We start from the raw sequence: 19,430 nt of genomic DNA on the forward strand, positions 1-19,430 counted from the left end.
GCGAACGCCTCGTCCGCTGCCCGGACATGCAGTGCATCCCGGTCCGGATCGGCGTAGACGGCTACGCTCGCGATTCCGGCATCCCGGCAGGCCCGGGCAACGCGGACAGCGATTTCGCCACGGTTGGCGATGAGCACCTTGCGCACGATGGCTCCCTCCTTGAAACAAGCTGAGTTTAGGGAAGCCGCACACTGGCTTACGACCCATCCCCAATGGTGAGCTTGCCCACACGGAGTGTGATTCGAGGCGCGCTCAAGTCGCGAAATCCCTTGTCGCACCACGGTACGCCCGGCTCCCGTACCGCACAGTAGCGGTGTGGTGTGGCCAAGGTCTCTGTCCCGGCGGCCAGCAGGACCCCGCGTTTCTTTGTCGAGTCCCTACTAATGGCCGAGTGATTCTTTGCGGCCGGGTCCCCGCGCGGCGCACCGCGTGGCCAAGATCGGCCGGTCTTCTTGTCCGGACCCTTGTACGAAGTGCTACTGGTTAGTAGCGTGCGCCATGTCGACGTACTAGGGGTAACAGGGGGTGCAGCGCCGTGCTGCGCAGACCGATCGCCATCGTGGCCGCGCTCATTCTCTTCGCCGAGGCCTGCGGTATCGTGCTCGTCAACTGGGTGCTCGGCACGGTCGCCGGCAATCAGCACATGTCCCTCGCCGGGATCGACCCGAAGGCGATATCCACCGGAGCCTTCGTCGCGGGCGGGCTGTTCGGCCTCTTCCTCGTCGGCTGCGCAGTCGCCCTGCTGCTCGTCGGCATACGCGACCGCGCTCCCGGCCGCTTCGGCCGCATCGCGGTGATCTCCTGCGCGGTGGTGCACGGCGTGCTCGGCGCGCTGACGGTCGGCCTCGTCGGCTGGATCGCCTTCGCCTTCCTGATGGTCGTGCTCGCGCTGCTCGTCCACGTACTCCTGGCGTACGTGCAGGAGCGCCCGGCGCCGGAGCCCGAGGACGGCGCCCCCGGCGCCCACGACGGCGCCCCGGCCGCCGTCTGACGGCCCCCTGCCGGGTCGCTACACCCAGAGGTCAGTGATCGAGATCCCGAGTTCGCCGAGCAGCTTGCGCAGCAGCGGCAGCGAGAGCCCGATGACGTTGCCGTGGTTGCCGTCGATGGAGTCGACGAAGGGTGCCGAACGGCCGTCGAGGGTGAACGCCCCTGCCACGTAAAGGGGTTCACCGCTCGCCACGTACGCCGCGATCTCCGCGTCGGTGGGGTCGCCGAACCGTACGACCGTCGAGGCGGTCGCCGACGCGCGCTCGCCCGTCGCCGTGTCGATCACGCAGTGGCCGGTCTGGAGGATGCCCGCGCGGCCGCGCATCGACTTCCAGCGGGCCGTCGCGTCCTCGGCGTCGGCGGGCTTGCCGAGCGCCTCGCCGTCGAGTTCGAGCACCGAGTCGCAGCCGATGACCAGCGCTCCGGCGGCCTCATCGCGCCCGGCCACCGCGGCCGCCTTCGCCTCGGCGAGTACGCGGGCGAGCTCGGCGGGGCTCGGCGCGGTCAGCGCGTCCTCGTCCACGCCGCTGACCATCACCTCGGGGGCCAGGCCGGCCTGGCGGAGCAGCCCGAGCCGGGCGGGTGATTGAGAGGCGAGGACGAGGCGGCGCTGAGCAGTCATGGGCGCCATCGTAGGCGCCCGTACGGGGGTGCCACGGGCGGCCGGGGTTCAGCGGATGCCGACCACGATCATCGCCACGACCATGGCCAGGGCGAGGAGCAGGCCCGCCCGGCGCATCATCGCCTGCGCGTCCCGCAGTTCCTTCGGCGGCTCGTTCTCCGGGTCTGACCACAGCATGCAACCGATGGTGCGACCAGGGCCGTTGGCGCGCCTGAGTACCCGTACTCAGGCGCACCGGTGCCAATTGACTAATTCCGGACCGGTACTTCATCCCCCGTTCACCTGCGGCCGCCCGTGCGCGATCGGCAAACGGGTCTGAGATTCCATTAGGCGGTGGGAGCTGCTACTGTCCTGGCTAACGGAACCAGCGAACCGTTAGAGGTCCTGGTCGTTCCAGATGGGGGAGATCCGCCATGAGCCTGAACCGGAACACGAACCTGAACACCTCCGTCCGCCGTGCCGTTGCCCCGCTGGCCGCCGCCGCGGCCGCGCTCGCCCTGCTCGCCTCCGCTCAGCCGTCCGCCGCGCAGCCCGTGGGCTGGGGTGCCGCCTGGGCCGCGTCCCCGCAGCTCCCGGCCACCGGGTTCACCCCCAACTGGTCGCAGGAGGGCTTCTCGCACCAGAGCGTGCGCCAGGTCGTCCGCGTCACCGAGGGCGGCGACCGCGCCCGCATCCGGCTGTCCAACACGTACGGCACCTCGCCGCTCACCATCACCGGCGCCACCATCGCCCGGACCCGCCGGGGCGCGGACGTTCAGCCCGGTTCCGTAAGGGAGCTGACCTTCGGCGGCAGGAAGTCCGTGAGCATCCCCGCCCATGGCGAACTGCGCAGTGATGCCGCCCAACTCGCCCTGGACCGGCTGGAGTCGGTGACCGTCACGCTCTACCTCGCCGGGACGACCGGACCCGCCACCTTCCACGCGCAGGGCTTCGCCGACACCTACCGGGCCGAGGGCGATCACCGCGCCGACACGTCGGGCCGGGCCTTCGCCGAGTCCACCCAGTCCTGGTACTACCTGTCCGGAGTCGAGGTCGGCGGCCGGGCCAGGGGGGACGGCATCGTCCTGTTCGGGGACTCCATCACGGACGGTTTCGGCTCGACCCCGGGCGCCAACCGCCGCTACTCCGACGCCCTCGCCGAACGCACCGGCAGGCCCGTCGTCAACGCGGGCATCGGCGGCAATCTCGTACTCAACGACTCGGCCTGGTACGGCGAACGCTCCACCGCGCGGTTCGGCCGCGACGTGCTCGACCAGCCCGGCGTGTCCACCGTCGTCATCCTCGAAGGCCTCAACGACATCGGCTTCAGCGAGGCCCAGAAGGGCCCGAAGCCGCAGCCCACGTACAAGCCCGCTCCCGTCGTCTCCAGTGCCGAACTCATCGACGGATACCGGGAGTTGATCCGCCAGGCGCACGGCCGGGGGCTGCGTGCGGTCGGGGCGACGCTGCTTCCGCTGAAGGGCTCCGACCACTGGGGCGAGCACGCGGCGCGGGTCAGTGACGAGGTCAACGACTGGATCCGGGACTCCGGCGCATTCGACGCGGTGGTCGACTTCGACAAGGCGCTCGCCTCGAAGACCGACCCCGACCGGCTCGCCGCCGCCTACGACTCGGGCGACGCCCTGCACCCCAATGACGCGGGCTACCGCGCGATGGCCGAGACGCTGGCCAGGGTTCTCTGAGGCACGAACAAGGCGGCCGGACCCACCACTTGGGGGGTCCGGCCGCCGTCGTCGTCGGCTAGGCCGGCCAGTACGTCCGGGCCCAGGACCGCGCGCCCGGCTTCGGCAGGGTGCGGCGGGCGATGCGCGCGGGGTCGGACCAGCCCTCGGGCGGCTGCGGCGCACCGGACGCGGCCGAGGCCGTCGCCGCGGCGCGCGCCTGGACCACCGCCAGTGCGGCGGCCAGCTCCTCCGGGGTCGGATTGCCCCGTACGACCTTGATCACAGCGGCTCCTCGCGGGGGGCTAGTAGGGGGGGACAGAGGGCTAGAGGGGGATGTTGCCGTGCTTCCTCGGGGGGAGGGATTCCCGCTTCGTGCGCAGCTGACGCAGGCCCCGCACGATGTGGGCGCGGGTGTCCGACGGCATGATCACCGCGTCGACGTAGCCGCGCTCGGCCGCGATGTACGGGTTGAGGAGGGTGTCCTCGTAGTCCGCGATCAGCTCGGCGCGGGTCCCCTCCTGATCCTCGGCCGCCGCGATCGTGCGGCGGTGCAGGATGTTGACCGCGCCCTGCGCGCCCATGACCGCGATCTGCGCGGTCGGCCAGGCAAGATTGAGGTCGGCGCCCAGGTGCTTGGAGCCCATGACGTCGTACGCGCCGCCGAACGCCTTACGGGTGATCACGGTGATGAGCGGGACGGTCGCCTCTGCGTAGGCGTAGATCAGCTTGGCGCCGCGGCGGATGATGCCGCCGTACTCCTGGTCGACGCCCGGCAGGAAGCCGGGTACGTCCACGAAGGTGAGCACCGGGACGTTGAACGCGTCGCAGGTGCGGACGAACCGCGCCGCCTTCTCGGAGGCGTTGATGTCCAGACAGCCCGCGAACTGCATCGGCTGGTTGGCGACCACGCCGACCGGGTAGCCCTCGACGCGGCCGAAGCCGGTGATGATGTTCGGCGCGAACAGGGCCTGGGTCTCCAGGAACTCGCCGTCGTCCAGGACGTGCTCGATGGCCGTGTGCATGTCGTACGGCTGGTTCGCGGAGTCCGGGATGAGCGTGTCCAGCTCCCGGTCCTCGCCGGACACTTCGAGGTCGGCCTCCTCGGGGAAGGCCGGGGGCTCGCTCAGGTTGTTCGAAGGGAGGTACGACAGCAGGGACTTGACGTATTCGATGGCGTCCTTCTCGTCGCCCGCCATGTGGTGCGCCACGCCCGAGGTGGTGTTGTGGGTGCGGGCCCCGCCGAGCTCCTCGAAGCCGACGTCCTCGCCGGTGACCGTCTTGATGACGTCGGGACCGGTGATGAACATGTGCGAGGTCTGGTCGACCATGACCGTGAAGTCGGTGATGGCGGGGGAGTAGACGGCGCCGCCGGCGCACGGTCCGACGATGAGGGAGATCTGCGGGACGACGCCCGAGGCGTGCACGTTCCGGCGGAAGATCTCGGCGAACAGGCCGAGCGCGACGACGCCCTCCTGGATGCGGGCGCCGCCGCCGTCGTTGATGCCGATGACCGGGCAGCCGGTCTTCAGCGCGAAGTCCATGACCTTGACGATCTTCTCGCCGTACACCTCGCCGAGTGAACCGCCGAAGATGGTGAAGTCCTGCGAGTAGACGCACACCGGGCGGCCGTCGACGGTCCCGTAGCCGGTGACCACGCCGTCGCCGTACGGGCGGTTCTTCTCGATCCCGAAGTTGGTCGAACGGTGCCGGGCGAACTCGTCCAGCTCCACGAACGAGCCCTCGTCCAGGAGCAGATCGACCCGCTCACGGGCCGTCAACTTGCCCTTGGCGTGCTGCTTTTCGACCGCGCGCGCTGAGCCGGCGTGCGTTGCCTCGTCGATACGGCGCTGAAGATCCGCGAGCTTTCCGGCGGTGGTATGGCTGCCTTTGTCGCTGGACGTGGCGATCGCGTCGGCAGTCGCGTCGTTCGGAGCGTCGTGCTTTTCCGGCTCGGACATCGGGATGTGGCTCCCTGCCTGGTCACGGGGATGGCTGGCTACTGACTCGTAGGGTAGTGGCGCGGATACGGTTCGGCAGTGCGGCGTTGGCCACACCCTGGCGGCCTTGCAATTGCCGCCTAACCTGGCTGCATGACACCCCCGGACGCATCCGACAGCCGCTGGTCCGACCTCGACCGGCCGCCCCTGAACGTCACCGCGCTGCGCCGCGCCCTGCTGCGGCCCGACGCCCTGTGGACCTCCCTCGACGTGGTGACCGCGACCGGCTCCACCAACTCCGACCTCGCGGCGAAGGCGGACGCGATGGCGGAGGGTGCGGTGCTGGTCGCCGAGGAGCAGACCGCCGGGCGCGGCCGCCTGGACCGGCGCTGGTCGGCGCCGGCCCGCTCCGGGCTCTTCTTCTCCGTACTGCTGAAGCCGGGCGAGTCGGTGCCGGTCGAGCGGTGGGGGTGGCTGCCGCTGCTCACCGGGGTCGCGGTGGCGACCGGCCTCGCGCGGGCGGCGGGCCTCGACACGGCGCTGAAATGGCCCAACGACCTGCTGGTCTCGGTGGACGCCGAGGAGCGCAAGGCGGGCGGGATCCTCGCGGAGCGGGCCGGGGCGGAGAGCGTCGTCGTCGGCATCGGCCTCAATGTCACCCTGCGCGCCGACGAACTCCCCGTGCCGGGCGCGGGCTCCCTCGCGCTCGCGGGGGCCCTCTCCACGGACCGCGACACCCTGCTGCGGGCGGTGCTGCGCTCGCTGGAGGAGTGGTACGGGTCGTGGCGCGCGGCATCCGGCGACCCGGCGGCGTCCGGGCTCCAGGAGGCGTACGCGGCGGGCTGCGCGACGCTGGGCCGCACGGTGCGGGCGGAGCTGCCCGGGGGGCAGTCGGTACGGGGTGAGGCGGTGGCGGTGGACGGGGACGGGCGGCTCGTCCTGGCCACCTCCGAGGGGGTGCAGCGGCCGGTCGCGGCGGGGGACATCGTCCACCTGCGCCCGGCGGCGCCCTGAGCGCCCCTCCCTTCCCACCCGCCCCGCCTTGCGCAGGGGTAGAACACGCAGGCGGGCGGGAGAACGGGCCCCGGCACCGCTCCCCGGGGGAGCGGACGTGAGCTACGGCACACCTGCCGTATCGTTGAGGCCGATCCAGCGACAGATCGGCAGGGCAGTGCGCAGGCAACGGGCAGGAGGCGGCCGGTGACCGTCGACGAGACACGGTCCGGTGCGGACGCCGGTATCGGCGACGGCGGATCCGCCGGCACCCCTCCGGACCCCGCGCCCTCCGCGTATCCGACCCCGCACCACGCCGTCGACCACACCGCCGAGCCGACCGACGACCCGCTCGCCATCCGGCTTGAGCAGCTGATCCTCGGTGCGGACCGGCGCTACACCCCCTTCCAGGCGGCCCGTACCGCCGGCGTCTCCATGGAGCTGGCGTCCCGGTTCTGGCGGGCCATGGGGTTCGCCGACATCGGGCAGGCCAAGGCGCTCACCGAGGCGGACGTGCTCGCCCTGCGGCGGCTCGCCGGACTCGTCGAGGCGGGGCTGCTCAGCGAGCCGATGGCGGTGCAGGTGGCCCGCTCCACCGGGCAGACCACCGCCCGGCTGGCCGAATGGCAGATTGATTCTTTTCTGGAGGGCCTGACCGAGCCGCCCGAGCCCGGCATGACCCGCACGGAGGTCACGTACCCCCTGGTCGAGCTGCTCCTGCCGGAGCTCCAGGAGTTCCTCGTCTACGTCTGGCGGCGCCAGCTCGCCGCCGCCACCGGGCGCGTGGTGCAGGCCGCCGACGACGAGGAGATGGTGGACCGCCGCCTCGCGGTGGGCTTCGCCGACCTCGTGGGGTTCACCCGGCTCACCCGGCGCCTGGAGGAGGAGGAGCTCGGCGAGCTGGTCGAGGCGTTCGAGACGACCGCCGCGGACCTGGTCGCCGCGCACGGCGGGCGGCTCATCAAGACGCTGGGCGACGAAGTCCTGTTCGCCGCCGATGACGCCGGGACCGCCGCCGAGATCTCGCTGCGGCTCATCGAGACCATGGCCGGCGACGACACGATGCCCGCCCTGCGCGTGGGCATCGCGTTCGGCACGGTCACGACCCGGATGGGCGACGTGTTCGGCACGACCGTGAACCTCGCGAGCCGGCTCACCTCGATAGCGCCGAAGGACGCCGTCCTGGTCGACGGAGCGTTCGCCGAGGAACTGGCCCGTACCGGTGACGCCCCCGTCTCCGAGGCCCAGGCCGCCGAGGACGCCGCGGCCGCCGAGAAGGAGGGCGAGGAGCCCCCCGCGTACCGCTTCGCACTCCAGCCCATGTGGCAGCGCCCCGTGCGCGGCCTCGGCATCGTGGAGCCCTGGCTCCTGCACCGCCGCGAAGCCTAGGATCGCCCCGACGTAACGTTCGTTAACGCGGAGGGGTTCGCATGGCTGAGCAGCGGTTCGGGGAGTACGTCGTCGTACGGCGCGAGGGGTTCGTCGCCGAGCTGGTGCTCGACCGGCCCAAGGCGATGAACGCGGTCTCGACGGAGATGGCCCGCTCCATCGCCGCCGCCTGCGACGCGCTCGCCGCCGACCGCGACGCCCGGGTCACCGTGGTGACGTCGACCCACGAGCGGGCGTTCTGCGTCGGCGCCGACCTGAAGGAGCGCAACTCCTTCACGGACGCGGAGCTCGTACGCCAGCGGCCCACCGCACGCGCCGCCTACACCGGCGTGCTCGAACTGCCCATGCCCACCGTCGCCGCCGTGCACGGCTTCGCGCTGGGCGGCGGCTTCGAGCTGGCGCTGGCCTGCGATGTGATCGTGGCGGACGCCACCGCCGTGGTGGGGCTGCCCGAGGTGTCGGTCGGCGTCATCCCCGGCGGCGGCGGTACGCAGTTGCTGCCGCGCCGGGTCGGTGCGGCCCGCGCCGCCGAGCTGGTCTTCACCGCGCGCCGCGTCGAGGCAGTGGAGGCAAGGGAGTTGGGGCTCGTGGACGTCCTGGCCGACGACGCCCGTACGGAGGCGCTCGCGCTCGCGGGGCGGATGGCCGCCAACTCGCCCGTCGGGCTGCGGGCGGCGAAGCGGGCGCTGCGGCTCGGGCAGGGGCTCGATCTGCGGGCCGGTCTTGAGGTCGAGGACGCGGCGTGGCGGTCGGTGGCCTTCTCGGGGGACCGCGCGGAGGGCGTGGCCGCGTTCAACGAGAAGCGGAAGCCGGTGTGGCCCGGGGAGTGACCCCGGGCGGCCGGTTACGCGGGCGTGGCCCTGACCGGCTGCTTCGCGGAGGCGTTCCGGCGGTCAAAACCTCTCATACCTCCCTAAGCTGGAGGAATGGGTGGAGAGGATGCCCGGCTGCGGGCCGTGGTTTCGCTGGCACAGGCCATGGCCGCGGCGCACACGCCGCGCGACTCCTGGCGGGCCGCGGCGCACGGTGCGCGCGATGCGCTCGGCGGGAACTTCGCCGCGCTCTCGGTGTGGGAGCGCGAGCTCGGCCGGCTGCGGGTGCTGGTGAACGAGGGTGAACGGGCCGAGGGGGAGGAGGAGTTCCCCGAGGACGAGACGTACCCGGTGCACCAGTTCCCCGAGATCACCGAGTTCCTGCACGAGCGGTGGGCGGGCGGCGGCGAGCCGAACGCCTGGGTCGAGACGGCCGCCGAGCCTCCCGGCGGCGAGGCGGGCTACTGCCACGAGAGGGTGACCGCCCTGCGCCGGCGCGGCCGGGGCTGCTGCGTGGTCGCCCCGATCGTGCTGCACGGCCGGGCCTGGGGCGAGCTGTATGTGGCGCGGCCGGTCGCCGCGCCGCTGTTCGACGCGGCCGACGCGGACTTCGCGACCGTGCTCGCCTCCGTCGCGGCGGCGGGCATCGCACAGACCGAACGGCTCGAAGAGGTGCGCCGCCTCGCCTTCACCGACCCGCTCACCGGGCTCGCCAACCGGCGGGCCGTGGACATGAGGCTCGACGAGGCGGTCGAACGGCACCGCTCCGAGGGGGCGGTCGTCAGCCTCGTCGTCTGCGATCTGAACGGGCTCAAGCGGGTCAACGACACCCGGGGCCACGCCGTCGGCGACCGGCTGCTCGAACGCTTCGGGTCGGTGCTCTCGCTGTGCGGGGCGATGCTGCCGGGGGCGCTGGCCGCGCGGCTCGGCGGCGACGAGTTCTGCCTGCTCTCGGTGGGGCCGTCCGCCGACGAGGTGGTGGCGGTCGGCGAGGAACTCTGCCTGCGGGCGGGGGAGTTGGAGCTCGGCGAGGGGGTCGCGTGCGGGGTGGCCTCCACCGGCGACCCCATCGGCGAGGTGCGCTCGGCCCGCCGCCTGTTCCGCCTCGCGGACGCGGCCCAGTACCGCGCGAAGGCCGCGCGTTCGGCCAAGCCGGTGGTGGCGGGGCGCGACGGTGCGGTGCTGCGCCTCGCGGACACCCCGCCGTCGCCTCCGCACGACCGGCGGCGGTTCCGTGGGCGCAGCTGAGCGCTTGCGCGTGTGCGTGGTCGGCTGCGGGCCGTCCGTGGCCGGTCGCGCAGTACCCCACGCCCAGGGTGCGCGGTACCTGCTAGTGACATGACGGGATTCAATCCGTAGGGTGCTGAATATGGATATGCACACTGTCGTGGTGGGGACCTCCGGGACCACCCCCGAGGACGTCATCGCCGTGGCCCGGGGCAACGCCCGGGTCGAGCTCTCCGCCGAGGCCGTCGACGCCCTGGCCAAGGCGCGCGAGATCGTTGACGCGCTGGCTGCCAAGCCGGAGCCGGTGTACGGCGTCTCCACCGGCTTCGGTGCCCTCGCCTCCCGGCACATCAGCCCCGAACTCCGCGCCCAGCTCCAGCGCAACATCGTGCGCTCGCACGCGGCCGGCATGGGCCCGCGCGTGGAGCGCGAAGTCGTGCGCGCGCTCATGTTCCTGCGGCTCAAGACCGTCGCCTCCGGGCACACCGGCGTACGGCCCTCCGTCGCCCAGACGATGGCCGACGTGCTCAACGCGGGCATCACGCCGGTCGTCCACGAGTACGGTTCGCTGGGCTGCTCCGGGGACCTGGCCCCGCTGTCCCACTGCGCCCTGACGCTCATGGGCGAGGGCGACGCGGAAGGCCCGGACGGCACCGTGCGCCCCGCCGGTGAGCTGCTCGCCGCGGCCGGCATCGCCCCCGTCGAACTGCGCGAGAAGGAGGGCCTCGCCCTCCTCAACGGCACCGACGGCATGCTCGGCATGCTGTGCATGGCCATCGCCGACCTGAAGAAGCTCTACACCTCCGCCGACATCACGGCCGCGCTCTCCCTGGAAGCCCTGCTCGGCACCGACAAGGTGCTCGCCCCCGAACTGCACGCCATCCGGCCGCACCCCGGCCAGGCCGCGTCCGCCGCCAACATGCTGGCCGTGCTGAAGGGTTCGGGCCTGACCGGCCACTTCCAGGAGGAAGAGGCGCCCCGCGTGCAGGACGCGTACTCGGTGCGCTGCGCCCCGCAGGTCAACGGCGCCGGGCGCGACACGATCGCGTACGCGCTGACCGTCGCCGAGCGCGAACTGGCCTCCGCCGTCGACAACCCCGTCGTGCTGCCCGACGGCCGCGTCGAGTCCAACGGCAACTTCCACGGCGCCCCGGTCGCCTACGTCCTGGACTTCCTCGCCATCGCGGCCGCCGACCTCGGCTCCATCGCCGAGCGCCGCACCGACCGCCTCCTCGACAAGAACCGCAGCCACGGGCTGCCGCCGTTCCTCGCCGACGACGCCGGTGTGGACTCGGGCCTGATGATCGCCCAGTACACGCAGGCCGCCCTGGTCAGCGAGATGAAGCGGCTCGCGGTGCCCGCGTCCGCCGACTCCATCCCGTCCTCCGCCATGCAGGAGGACCACGTCTCCATGGGCTGGTCGGCCGCCCGCAAGCTGCGCACCGCCGTCGACGACCTCACCCGGATCATCGCCGTCGAGATGTACGCGGCGACCCGCGGCATCGAGCTGCGCAAGGGCCTCACCCCCGCGCCCGCCTCGCAGGCCGCCATCGCCGCGGCCCGCGCGGCCGGCGTCCAGGGCCCCGGCCCGGACCGCTTCCTCGCGCCCGACCTGGCCGCGGCGGAGTCCTTCGTACGCGAAGGGAAGCTGGTCGCCGCGGTGGAGCCGGTGACGGGCCCGCTCGCCTGAGTCACGTCGCGCGTACGGAAAGGGCCGCCCGGGATGCGACATCCCGGGCGGCCCTTCTTCCGTACGCGCGACGGCAGTTGAGGCACCTGACGCCGCCTCAGCAGCTCCTCGATCTGCGGACCGAATACGTCACGAACCCGGCTCCCAGGCCCAGGAACAGCGAGCCGCCGACCAGGTAGGGGGAGGTGTTCGCGCCGCCGGTGTCGGCGAGCGCGAGCGTGTCCGCGGCGGTGGCCGGGGCGGGGTGGTCCGCGGTGTGCGCGGGGGCGGACGAAGGGCGCTGCTCGTCCGTCGCGTTGGCGGACGGCACGAACCACAGAGCGCAGAGCAGGGAGCCGGCGGCGGTGGCGGTGAGCAGGGGACGACGAGCGACGGACAAGTGAGCGATCCCCTTGCGAGTACGTCGAATTGGCGGGATGCGCTGATGCTAGTGAAAGCAGCGGGTCGCGGGAAAGTCGCGCGTGCCCCGGGCCCTACGCTCCCTCGCATGAGCGAAGTAGAGACATCACGGTATGTACGCCTCCGCGTCGATTTGGTCCTGGAGATCGAGGACCCGGACAAGCTGGCGGCGGCCGCCCTCGGCCGCATCGCCGAGGATCCCGCGATGCGGACAGAAGAACGCGTGCATGCGGACGCCGCGGTACGGGAAGACGGAGCGGAGGCCCTCGCCTACCTGGTGGACCCGGTCGGGCTCGTGGAGGCGCTGCCGGGCGTCGAGCTGGCCCAGGCCTCCTGGAGCAGCGAGCGGATCGGCTACGACCCCGACGACGAGGAGTGGGACCTGGACGAGGAGGACGGCGGCGACGAGGACTGACGCGGGGAGTTGAGCCGGGCGGCCGGCGGACGTCGGGCGGACGTCGGCGGGCGCGGGGCGGGCTTTCGGTGATCTTGCACCGTCCCGCCCCGGCCCGTCCGCCGACGCGTGGTGTGTCCCACATTCACCCCCGCTGCGGAACGCGAAACCGCAGTCTGATGTTCTAGACGTGAAGGTTCTGGGGGACGGCGACGATGGAGAAGCGTGTGAAGACGGAGAGTAAGCGGCGCAAGCAGAGCCTCATGGCCGCGTGCGCGGTGCTCGGTGGCGTACTGGTCCTTTCCGCCTGCAACGGCGGCGGCGACCAGGGCGGCAAGGCCGACAGCTCGAAGTCGGCGCAGTCGCAGGCGCAGGCCGACAAGGCCGCCGAGAAGGACACCTCGGCCGCGAAGATCACCATCACGCCGAAGAACGGCGCGGACAACGTCGGCATCAACAACGACACCAAGGTCGCCGTCGCCGACGGCAAGCTGACCGCCGTCACCCTGACCTCCGCCGACGGCGCCCAGGTCGCCGGGAAGATATCCGCCGACGGGCTCGGCTGGGCGCCCGACAAGGCGCTGAAGCGTTCGGCGACGTACAAGATCACGGCGACCGCGGTGGACGCCAAGGGGCGCGAGGCGCACGAGAACGCCTCCTTCACCACCGTCTCCCCGAAGAACAGCTTCATAGGCAACTTCACGCCCGAGGACGGCTCCACCGTCGGCGTCGGCATGCCGGTGTCGGTCACCTTCGACAAGCCGGTCACCAACAAGAAGGACGTGCAGTCCCACATCACCGTCTCCTCCAGCGGCGGGCAGGAGATCGTCGGGCACTGGTTCGGCTCGCAGCGCCTCGACTTCCGCCCGCAGGACTACTGGAAGGCGAACTCGACGGTCACCATGAAGATGAACCTGGACGGCGTCGAGGCCTCCAACGGCATCACCGGCGTCCAGGAGAAGACGGTCACCTTCAAGATCGGCCGCAATCAGGTCTCCACCGTGGACGCCAACACCCACACCATGACCGTCACCCAGGGCGGCAAGGTCGTCAAGACGATCCCGATCTCCGCGGGCTCCCCCGACCACCCGACGTACAACGGCCAGATGGTGATCTCCGAGAAGTACAAGGAGACCCGCATGAACGGTGCGACGGTCGGCTTCACGGACAACGACGGCAAGGGCGAGTACGACATCAAGGACGTGCCGCACGCCATGCGCCTGTCCGCCTCCGGCACCTTCATCCACGGCAACTACTGGGGCGCGAAGTCCATCTTCGGCAGCGCCAACACCAGCCACGGCTGCGTCGGCCTCTCCGACACCAAGGGCGCGAACGACGACGGCACCACGGCCGCCTGGTTCTACGACAACTCGATCACCGGCGACGTCGTCGTCGTCAAGAACTCCCACGACAAGACGATCCAGCCCGACAACGGCTTCAACGGCTGGAACATGAGCTGGGCCCAGTGGAAGGCCGGCTCCGCCGTCTGACCCCCGGAGCCCGCGGACCCCTCAGGCCCGCACCGGCTGCTCGGCGCTCCAACTGCCGAGCAGCCGCAGCGACTCCGCCGACACCGAACCCGGCTCCGCGTGGAAGGTGACGAGCGACAGGTCGTGCTCGTCGGGCAGCTTCAGCGTCTCGTACGCGAGGGTCAGCTCGCCCACCACCGGATGCCGCAGCCGCTTGACGCCATGGCCCTTGTCGGCGACCGTATGGGCCGCCCACATGCTGCGGAACTCCTCGCTCTTCACCGACAACTCGCCGACCAGCGCGGTCAGTTGAGGATCGTCCGGGTAGCAGCCCGCGCACAGCCGCAGCACGCTCACCACATCGACCGCCTTGTTGTGCCAGTCGACGTACAGCGCACGCGCGGCCGGGTCGAGGAAGACATGGCGGGCCAGGTTCCGCTCCTGCGGCGGCAGTTCGGACAGGTCGCCCAGGAGCGCCGCCGCCATCCGGTTCCAGCCGAGGATGTCGAGGCGGCGGCCGACGAGGTAGGCGGGCACGCCCTCCATCGCGTCGATCAGCTGCTGGAGCGCCGGGCGCACCTGCTGCGGCCGGGCGGCCGCAGCGCGCTTCTTCCTCGGCTTGCCCTTCGCCAGGTGGCTGAGGTGGTTCTGCTCGGTGTCGTTCAGCCGCAGCGCCCGGCCGATCGCCTCCAGGACCTCCACGGAGACGTTCTGCGCGTTGCCCTGCTCCAGGCGCGTGTAGTACGCCACCGACACCCCGGCCAGCTGCGCCAGCTCCTCCCGGCGCAGACCGGGCACCCTGCGGTGCCGCCCGTGGTCGGGCAGCCCCACGTCCTCGGGCTTCAGCCGGGCCCGGCGGGAGCGGAGGAATTCGCTGAGTTCGGCACGCTGGTCCATGACACCCCAGTATCCGCCGTCACCGGGGTGGTCGTACGACCCGGAGCCTGACCCTGCCAGTGGTACGCACGCTGGACGTAGGCAGAACAGGGGCCTGGGTGACCGGCACGGATTCGGGCAAGCTGGGCCGCGTACCCGAAGATCTGAGGAGAACGGCATGACCACCGTCGCCGCCTACGCCGCCCCCGCCGCCAAGGCCCCGCTGGAGCGCACCACCGTCGAGCGCCGTCCGGTGGGCGCGAACGACGTGCTCATCGAGATCAAGTACGCCGGTATCTGCCACTCCGACATCCACCAGGTCGGCGAGGGCTGGGGCCAGGCCATCTTCCCGATGGTGCCCGGCCACGAGATCGCGGGTGTGATCACCGAGGTCGGCTCCGCCGTCACCAAGTTCCAGGTCGGCGACCGCGCCGGGGTCGGCTGCTTCGTCGACTCCTGCGGCGAGTGCGAGGCCTGCTTCGCCGGGCAGAACCAGTTCTGCGCGACCGGCACCCCCACGTACAACTCCATCGGCACGGACGGGCTGCCCACCTACGGCGGCTACTCCACCCACATCGTGGTCGACGCCGACCACACCCTGCGCATCCCCGACAGCATCCCGCTGGACGTCGCGGCCCCGCTGCTGTGCGCCGGCATCACCCTGTACTCGCCGCTCAAGCGCTGGCAGGCGGGCCCCGGCAAGAAGGTCGCCGTCCTCGGGCTCGGCGGCCTCGGCCACATGGGCGTGAAGATCGCGCACGCGCTCGGCGCCGAGGTGACCGTGCTCAGCCAGTCGCTGCGCAAGAAGGACGACGGCCTGAAGCTCGGCGCCGACCACTACTACGCGACCAGCGACGAGGACACCTTCAAGCAGCTCGCGGGCTCCCTCGACCTGATCGTGTCGACTGTCTCCGCCCCGCTCGACCTGGGCGCGTACCTCTCGCTCCTGAAGGCGGGCGGCGCATTCGTCAACGTGGGCGCCCCCGAGGAGCCGAACTCGCTCAACATGTTCGGCCTCATCGGCGGCAACAAGATCCTCGCCGGTTCGATGATCGGCTCCATCGCCGAGACCCAGGAGATGCTCGACTTCTGCGCCGACCACGGCCTGGGCGCCGAGATCGAGCTGATCCGCGCGGACCAGATCAACGAGGCGTACGAGCGGGTGCTCGCCAGCGACGTGCGCTACCGCTTCGTGATCGACACCGCGACGATCTGAGCGATCCGGCATTGACCGATCCACCTGTGAGCGAAACCCCGGAGGCCCCGCTGCCTCCGGGGTTTTCGCGCTGCCGCACGGCGGTGGCGCTGCGCGGGATGCAGCGGTCGGCGGAGGCGGAACTCCCTTGTAAGAGAAGGCAGTTGGGGTATCAGGGAAGATAGCTGGAGCCGAGCCGGTAGATGCCGGGCGCGGTGACCGTGAGGCGGGTCCAGCCGTCCGGGCCCTCCGTCACGCGGGCGCCCTCGGCCCGCAGCCACGGCGAGTACGCGATCCGTACGGTCGCCGAGCCCGGCCGGTCCATCCGTACGACCAGTTCGGCGTCGTCGCCCGAGAGCGCGGTGCCGGGGGCCGAGACGAGGGGCGCGGCGTCGCGGACCCGGTAGACCTTCCAGTGCGCGTCCTGCCAGACCGGCTCCAGCCAGGACGGCCCGCCGCGCACGAGGGCGGCCTCGGCCTCGGCGGGGCCGTCCGGGCGGCCGTCGGGCACCACCACGAAGCCGACGGCCCAACGGCCAAGCCAGGCACGGTAGTTGTCCGGGTCCAGCGTGCCGTCGTAGAAGAGCCGGCCGCGTTCGACATCGAGCTGCCGGTTCCAGCCACGGGCGTTGTTGACGTGCGCCGCGAGTACGGACGCCTCGCGGTGGTTGCGGGCCGGGACCACCTCGACGCGGGTACGGTCCGCGCCGAGCCGGTCCAGCTCGGCGACGACCCCGTCGGTGTGCGCGGCCCAGGCGGGCACCTCGGTCGCGACCCGCAGATCGTCCATGGTCTTGTCGCGCAGCCAGAGGACGGAGACGAGACAGGTGAGGGCGAGTACGAGTCGGTGGATCCGTGGGGTCAGGGGGATCAGGGGGGCCTTGCGGGGGGAGTCGCCGGTGCTGCTTCCGTCGCGCGGGGTGCTGGCGAGGGCGGCGGCGAGCAGCACCGGCGGGGCCGCGAGTCCGAAGAGCCGCTCCACGTTGGTGCCGATGGGGGAGGCGATGAGGTACGTGAGCACGACGCCCAGCGCGTAGACGGCCGCGCCGTACCGCACCACCAGCCAGCCCCGCCCGCGCGGCGCGGCCCACACCAGCACGGCGCAGGCGGCCAGCGGCATCCACACCTTGCCGAGTGCCATGGGCTGTTCGCCCTCGAAGGGGAAGAGCAGGGTGGTCGCGCCGACGACGACGAACGGCGGGAGCAGGAGCGCCGCCGCCGTACGCCACTGCCGATTGAGCCCGTAGGCGGCGGCGACCACGACGAGGAACAGCCCGGCGACGGGGCTGGCGGCGGTGGCGAGAGCGGCGCACACGGCTGCGAGCAGGACTCTGCGGCGAGGTCGGCGCTCTGGAGTGAGAGCGGTGCTCTCGGTGGGGGTGGTGCGATGAGAGCGCTGCTCTACGTCAAGAGCGCCGCTCTCTCGGCTCGCCCGGAAACGAGTGCCCCGCTCCAAAGCGAGAGCGCCGCTCTCCCCGACCCACAAGCAGGCCCCCAGCGCGAAGGCCACGCCCACCGCGAAGGTCGTCCGCCCCGATGCCACGTCGCACCACAGCGCACCGGCCCCGAGCAGCGCGGGCCACCACGGCTTGCGCACCGACTCCGCGCGCACCAGGAGCCGGGCCATCAGCCACGTCGAGGCGAGGCCCGCCGCCACCGTCACGGTGCGCACCCCGAACCACGCCATCAACCACGGTGTGAGCAGGCTGTAGTTGGCGGTGTGCGCGCCGCCGTACCAGGACAGGTTGTACGCCGACCCCGGGTGCCGCGCGGCGAACCCGGCCCACGCGAACTGGGCCGCGAGGTCGCCCCCGCCGGTCGCGAGGAAGGCGGCCCACGCGGCGTACGCGGGAATCACCAGCCCCGTGAGGAGCACGGGCACCGCCGCCCGTCCCCGCCACCACCTCCTGGGCTCCGCCCCGCCCCGCTCACGCTCCTCGTCGCGTATGGGTATTCGTACGCGCACGCTCTCGCCGTTGCCCATCCGGCCACCCTACGATCCGGCCGACCGGGAGCCCGTCCGCGCCGGTTCCGCGCTCGAAGGCCTGATCGCCACGCTGTCCGGGGCCGGATCCTGGTCCCGGGCCGGGTGCAGGGCGTGCAGGCAGAGCCCGCCGACGATGAGCGCGAGGCCCGTCCAGCCGGTCGGGGTCGGGGCCGCGACGCCGGTCACCAGGGCCTCGCCCGCCAGCGTGAAGGGCACCTCGGCGGCCTGGGTCGCCTCCACCGCACCCAGCGCGGCCGGCCGGTCCCGTACGAGATCGGTGGCGCGGAAGAACAGGGTGGTCGCCACCACCCCCGACACCAGGGCGACGATCAGGCACTGGACGACCTGATCGCGTCCCGGCGCGCCGACGCGTACGCCCGCCGCACCGGCGAGGGCCACCCACAGCGGCAGCGAGCCGACCGTCATGGCGAGCGTGCGCTGCACCCCGTCGAGGCCGTCGCGGCCGAGCAGTCTGCGGTTGCCGAGCGGGTAGGCGACGGCCGCGACCAGCACCGGGACGACGACGCGTGCGACCGTCCCCGCGTCCATGCCGTGCGCGTTCTGGGTCTGCGCGAGCGCGACCCCGGCGACGATGAGCAGCGAGACCGCGAGCGTGCGGCGCGGAACCCGCCCGCCGATCAGGATCCCCGCGACGATCACCAACTGCCAGGTCGCCGCGAGCAGCCAGCCCGCGCCCGCCCCGCTCGCCCAGGTCAGCGGCGCGTAGAACAGCCCGAACCCGACCGTCGACCAGCCCAGCCACGACCAGGGCCAGGCCCGCAGACTCCGTACGACCCCGGGCAGTCCGCCGCGTATCCACACGAGCAGGACGAGCGGCGGCACCATGAACAGATAGCGCAGGCTCGCGGTCCACAGCCAGGATCCGCCCGCCACGCTCATCTCGCGATTGAGCACGAAGCTGGTCGCGAAACACCCGGCGGCGACGACGCCGAGCGCCATGGGCACGCCGGTCCCTCTCCTGGTACTCACTGTCCGGCCCCCGTTGCCTGATCGTGTTGCCCGGTCGCGCGTCGCCCGGTCGCGCGCAACTAAAATGTTAGTCGTGACCCCAGAGCCGCCCGACGCCGACCCCGCCCCCGTATCCGCCCCAGCCCCCCGCCGTCTGCTGCGCGACATCGCGTACGAGGCACTGCTGTCGTCCATCGTCTCGGGCGAGTACGCCCCGGGTGCGAAGCTGAGCGACGCCGTACTCGCCGCCCGCCTCGGCCTCTCCCGCGCCCCGGTCCGCGACGCCCTCGCCCGCCTCGCCGCGGAGCGCCTCGTCGTGTCCAAACCGCAGAGCTATACGAGGGTGGCCCCGCTGGTCGCCGAGGAGATCCGGGGCGCGCTGGCCGTGGTCCGCGCGATGCACACCCTCGCGGTACGGGAGGCGCTGCCGCGCCTGAAGAAGAGCCACCTGGCCGAGATGCGTACGGCGAACGCGGATTTCGTACGGGCGGTGGCGGCGGGCGACATCGCGGCGGCGATCGAAGCCGACGACGCCTTCCACGCCGTCCCGGTGTCGGCCGGCGGCAACCAGCCGCTGGCCGACACGGTGGCCCGCTACACCCCGCTGCTGCGCCGCCTGGAACACCAGCGCTTCTCCAGCGAGGCCGCCCGCGCGTCGGCGGCCCGGCACGAGGAGCTGATCGCGGCGTGCGAGGCGCGGGACGCCGAGCGGGCGGCCCAGATCTCGTACGAGATCTGGGCGGAGCTGGAATGAAGCGGCGGCGGCCCGGGTTGTGCGAGCAACTCGCCCGCTGATCAAGCCCATTGGAGGGGATCC

20 protein-coding genes are annotated in these 19,430 nt (G+C 72.0%); 11 read left to right on the plus strand and 9 right to left on the minus strand.

Annotated features, from left to right (window positions below; translation table 11 throughout):
* Positions 1 to 146: biotin carboxylase N-terminal domain-containing protein (locus ACIQ8J_RS05395; RefSeq protein ID WP_365895732.1), on the minus strand; the 146-nt coding region annotated here is incomplete at its 3' end.
* A gap of 392 nt (positions 147 to 538) precedes the next feature.
* Between ACIQ8J_RS05395 and ACIQ8J_RS05400 the strand changes: the two genes are divergently transcribed.
* The gene (locus ACIQ8J_RS05400; RefSeq protein WP_403267796.1) at positions 539 to 991 is read left to right on the plus strand and encodes a hypothetical protein; all 453 of its coding nucleotides are present in this window, start codon (positions 539 to 541) and stop codon (positions 989 to 991) included.
* Between the two features lie 18 nt (positions 992 to 1,009).
* On the opposite strand, the gene ACIQ8J_RS05405 is transcribed toward ACIQ8J_RS05400, so the two are convergent.
* The gene (locus ACIQ8J_RS05405; protein WP_403267740.1) at positions 1,010 to 1,621 is read right to left on the minus strand and encodes a Maf family protein; all 612 of its coding nucleotides are present in this window, start codon (positions 1,619 to 1,621) and stop codon (positions 1,010 to 1,012) included.
* Positions 1,622 to 1,660: 39 nt separating this feature from the next.
* Positions 1,661 to 1,789, minus strand: a complete 129-nt coding sequence (mmpB, locus tag ACIQ8J_RS05410; protein WP_403267737.1) for a morphogenic membrane protein MmpB — start codon at positions 1,787 to 1,789, stop codon at positions 1,661 to 1,663.
* A gap of 236 nt (positions 1,790 to 2,025) precedes the next feature.
* On the opposite strand from mmpB, the gene ACIQ8J_RS05415 reads away from it, so the two are divergent.
* Positions 2,026 to 3,294: an SGNH/GDSL hydrolase family protein gene (locus ACIQ8J_RS05415; RefSeq protein WP_403267734.1), complete on the plus strand. Its 1,269-nt coding sequence runs from the start codon at positions 2,026 to 2,028 to the stop codon at positions 3,292 to 3,294.
* Positions 3,295 to 3,352: 58 nt separating this feature from the next.
* On the opposite strand, the gene ACIQ8J_RS05420 is transcribed toward ACIQ8J_RS05415, so the two are convergent.
* On the minus strand, positions 3,353 to 3,559 hold the full coding sequence (locus ACIQ8J_RS05420; protein ID WP_403267731.1) for an acyl-CoA carboxylase epsilon subunit: 207 nt from the start codon (positions 3,557 to 3,559) through the stop codon (positions 3,353 to 3,355).
* A gap of 40 nt (positions 3,560 to 3,599) precedes the next feature.
* On the minus strand, positions 3,600 to 5,234 hold the full coding sequence (locus ACIQ8J_RS05425; protein WP_403267728.1) for an acyl-CoA carboxylase subunit beta: 1,635 nt from the start codon (positions 5,232 to 5,234) through the stop codon (positions 3,600 to 3,602).
* A 132-nt stretch (positions 5,235 to 5,366) separates the two neighbouring features.
* Here ACIQ8J_RS05425 and ACIQ8J_RS05430 point away from each other — a divergent pair, with 132 nt between their 5' ends.
* The 5 genes from ACIQ8J_RS05430 (at position 5,367) to hutH (ending at position 11,324) form a co-directional block, all read left to right on the plus strand.
* Entirely contained in the window at positions 5,367 to 6,227 is an 861-nt protein-coding gene (locus tag ACIQ8J_RS05430) for a biotin--[acetyl-CoA-carboxylase] ligase (protein ID WP_403267726.1), read from the plus strand.
* 186 nt (positions 6,228 to 6,413) lie between these two features.
* Complete coding sequence (locus ACIQ8J_RS05435) at positions 6,414 to 7,595, plus strand: adenylate/guanylate cyclase domain-containing protein (RefSeq protein WP_403267723.1); 1,182 nt, start codon at positions 6,414 to 6,416, stop codon at positions 7,593 to 7,595.
* 41 nt (positions 7,596 to 7,636) lie between these two features.
* On the plus strand, positions 7,637 to 8,425 hold the full coding sequence (locus tag ACIQ8J_RS05440; RefSeq protein ID WP_403267720.1) for an enoyl-CoA hydratase/isomerase family protein: 789 nt from the start codon (positions 7,637 to 7,639) through the stop codon (positions 8,423 to 8,425).
* A 96-nt stretch (positions 8,426 to 8,521) separates the two neighbouring features.
* Positions 8,522 to 9,655: a diguanylate cyclase domain-containing protein gene (locus ACIQ8J_RS05445; RefSeq protein WP_403267718.1), complete on the plus strand. Its 1,134-nt coding sequence runs from the start codon at positions 8,522 to 8,524 to the stop codon at positions 9,653 to 9,655.
* 121 nt (positions 9,656 to 9,776) lie between these two features.
* Positions 9,777 to 11,324 (plus strand): histidine ammonia-lyase, encoded by a 1,548-nt coding sequence (hutH, locus tag ACIQ8J_RS05450; RefSeq protein ID WP_403267715.1) that lies wholly within the window; start codon positions 9,777 to 9,779, stop codon positions 11,322 to 11,324.
* A gap of 97 nt (positions 11,325 to 11,421) precedes the next feature.
* Here the strand turns inward: hutH and ACIQ8J_RS05455 are convergent, their stop codons facing one another.
* Complete coding sequence (locus ACIQ8J_RS05455) at positions 11,422 to 11,703, minus strand: LPXTG cell wall anchor domain-containing protein (RefSeq protein ID WP_403267712.1); 282 nt, start codon at positions 11,701 to 11,703, stop codon at positions 11,422 to 11,424.
* A 108-nt stretch (positions 11,704 to 11,811) separates the two neighbouring features.
* Here ACIQ8J_RS05455 and ACIQ8J_RS05460 point away from each other — a divergent pair, with 108 nt between their 5' ends.
* Positions 11,812 to 12,138 (plus strand): hypothetical protein, encoded by a 327-nt coding sequence (locus ACIQ8J_RS05460; protein WP_403267709.1) that lies wholly within the window; start codon positions 11,812 to 11,814, stop codon positions 12,136 to 12,138.
* Positions 12,139 to 12,332: 194 nt separating this feature from the next.
* Entirely contained in the window at positions 12,333 to 13,607 is a 1,275-nt protein-coding gene (locus ACIQ8J_RS05465) for an Ig-like domain-containing protein (RefSeq protein ID WP_403267706.1), read from the plus strand.
* A 21-nt stretch (positions 13,608 to 13,628) separates the two neighbouring features.
* On the opposite strand, the gene ACIQ8J_RS05470 is transcribed toward ACIQ8J_RS05465, so the two are convergent.
* Complete coding sequence (locus tag ACIQ8J_RS05470; protein ID WP_403267703.1) at positions 13,629 to 14,483, minus strand: helix-turn-helix domain-containing protein; 855 nt, start codon at positions 14,481 to 14,483, stop codon at positions 13,629 to 13,631.
* Between the two features lie 157 nt (positions 14,484 to 14,640).
* On the opposite strand from ACIQ8J_RS05470, the gene ACIQ8J_RS05475 reads away from it, so the two are divergent.
* Complete coding sequence (locus ACIQ8J_RS05475) at positions 14,641 to 15,678, plus strand: NAD(P)-dependent alcohol dehydrogenase (protein ID WP_403267700.1); 1,038 nt, start codon at positions 14,641 to 14,643, stop codon at positions 15,676 to 15,678.
* Positions 15,679 to 15,829: 151 nt separating this feature from the next.
* Here ACIQ8J_RS05475 and ACIQ8J_RS05480 read toward each other — a convergent pair whose 3' ends face one another.
* Together ACIQ8J_RS05480 and ACIQ8J_RS05485 are read right to left on the minus strand one after the other, a co-directional pair.
* On the minus strand, positions 15,830 to 17,641 hold the full coding sequence (locus ACIQ8J_RS05480) for a hypothetical protein (protein WP_403267698.1): 1,812 nt from the start codon (positions 17,639 to 17,641) through the stop codon (positions 15,830 to 15,832).
* Between the two features lie 9 nt (positions 17,642 to 17,650).
* A complete protein-coding gene (locus ACIQ8J_RS05485) occupies positions 17,651 to 18,604 on the minus strand; it encodes a multidrug resistance efflux transporter family protein (protein ID WP_403267793.1) in 954 nt (317 codons plus the stop codon).
* Positions 18,605 to 18,707: 103 nt separating this feature from the next.
* Here ACIQ8J_RS05485 and ACIQ8J_RS05490 point away from each other — a divergent pair, with 103 nt between their 5' ends.
* Positions 18,708 to 19,367 (plus strand): GntR family transcriptional regulator, encoded by a 660-nt coding sequence (locus ACIQ8J_RS05490; RefSeq protein WP_403267695.1) that lies wholly within the window; start codon positions 18,708 to 18,710, stop codon positions 19,365 to 19,367.
* Positions 19,368 to 19,430: the final 63 nt, after the last annotated feature.

The organism is Streptomyces sp. NPDC094147, assembly GCF_044764265.1.
GTDB lineage: Bacteria > Actinomycetota > Actinomycetes > Streptomycetales > Streptomycetaceae > Streptomyces.

Excerpts from the sequence above, each read along its gene's own strand:
- ACIQ8J_RS05480 (WP_403267698.1), bottom strand. The coding sequence starts at position 17,641 with ATGGGCAACGGCGAGAGCGTGCGCGTACGAATACCCATACGCGACGAG.
- ACIQ8J_RS05415 (WP_403267734.1), top strand. The coding sequence starts at position 2,026 with ATGAGCCTGAACCGGAACACGAACCTGAACACCTCCGTCCGCCGTGCC.
- ACIQ8J_RS05460 (WP_403267709.1), top strand. The coding sequence starts at position 11,812 with ATGAGCGAAGTAGAGACATCACGGTATGTACGCCTCCGCGTCGATTTG.
- ACIQ8J_RS05440 (WP_403267720.1), top strand. The coding sequence starts at position 7,637 with ATGGCTGAGCAGCGGTTCGGGGAGTACGTCGTCGTACGGCGCGAGGGG.
- ACIQ8J_RS05405 (WP_403267740.1), bottom strand. The coding sequence starts at position 1,621 with ATGGCGCCCATGACTGCTCAGCGCCGCCTCGTCCTCGCCTCTCAATCA.
- ACIQ8J_RS05485 (WP_403267793.1), bottom strand. The coding sequence starts at position 18,604 with ATGGCGCTCGGCGTCGTCGCCGCCGGGTGTTTCGCGACCAGCTTCGTG.
- ACIQ8J_RS05425 (WP_403267728.1), bottom strand. The coding sequence starts at position 5,234 with ATGTCCGAGCCGGAAAAGCACGACGCTCCGAACGACGCGACTGCCGAC.
- ACIQ8J_RS05470 (WP_403267703.1), bottom strand. The coding sequence starts at position 14,483 with ATGGACCAGCGTGCCGAACTCAGCGAATTCCTCCGCTCCCGCCGGGCC.
- ACIQ8J_RS05430 (WP_403267726.1), top strand. The coding sequence starts at position 5,367 with ATGACACCCCCGGACGCATCCGACAGCCGCTGGTCCGACCTCGACCGG.
- mmpB (WP_403267737.1), bottom strand. The coding sequence starts at position 1,789 with ATGCTGTGGTCAGACCCGGAGAACGAGCCGCCGAAGGAACTGCGGGAC.
- ACIQ8J_RS05445 (WP_403267718.1), top strand. The coding sequence starts at position 8,522 with ATGGGTGGAGAGGATGCCCGGCTGCGGGCCGTGGTTTCGCTGGCACAG.
- hutH (WP_403267715.1), top strand. The coding sequence starts at position 9,777 with ATGGATATGCACACTGTCGTGGTGGGGACCTCCGGGACCACCCCCGAG.
- ACIQ8J_RS05475 (WP_403267700.1), top strand. The coding sequence starts at position 14,641 with ATGACCACCGTCGCCGCCTACGCCGCCCCCGCCGCCAAGGCCCCGCTG.
- ACIQ8J_RS05465 (WP_403267706.1), top strand. The coding sequence starts at position 12,333 with ATGGAGAAGCGTGTGAAGACGGAGAGTAAGCGGCGCAAGCAGAGCCTC.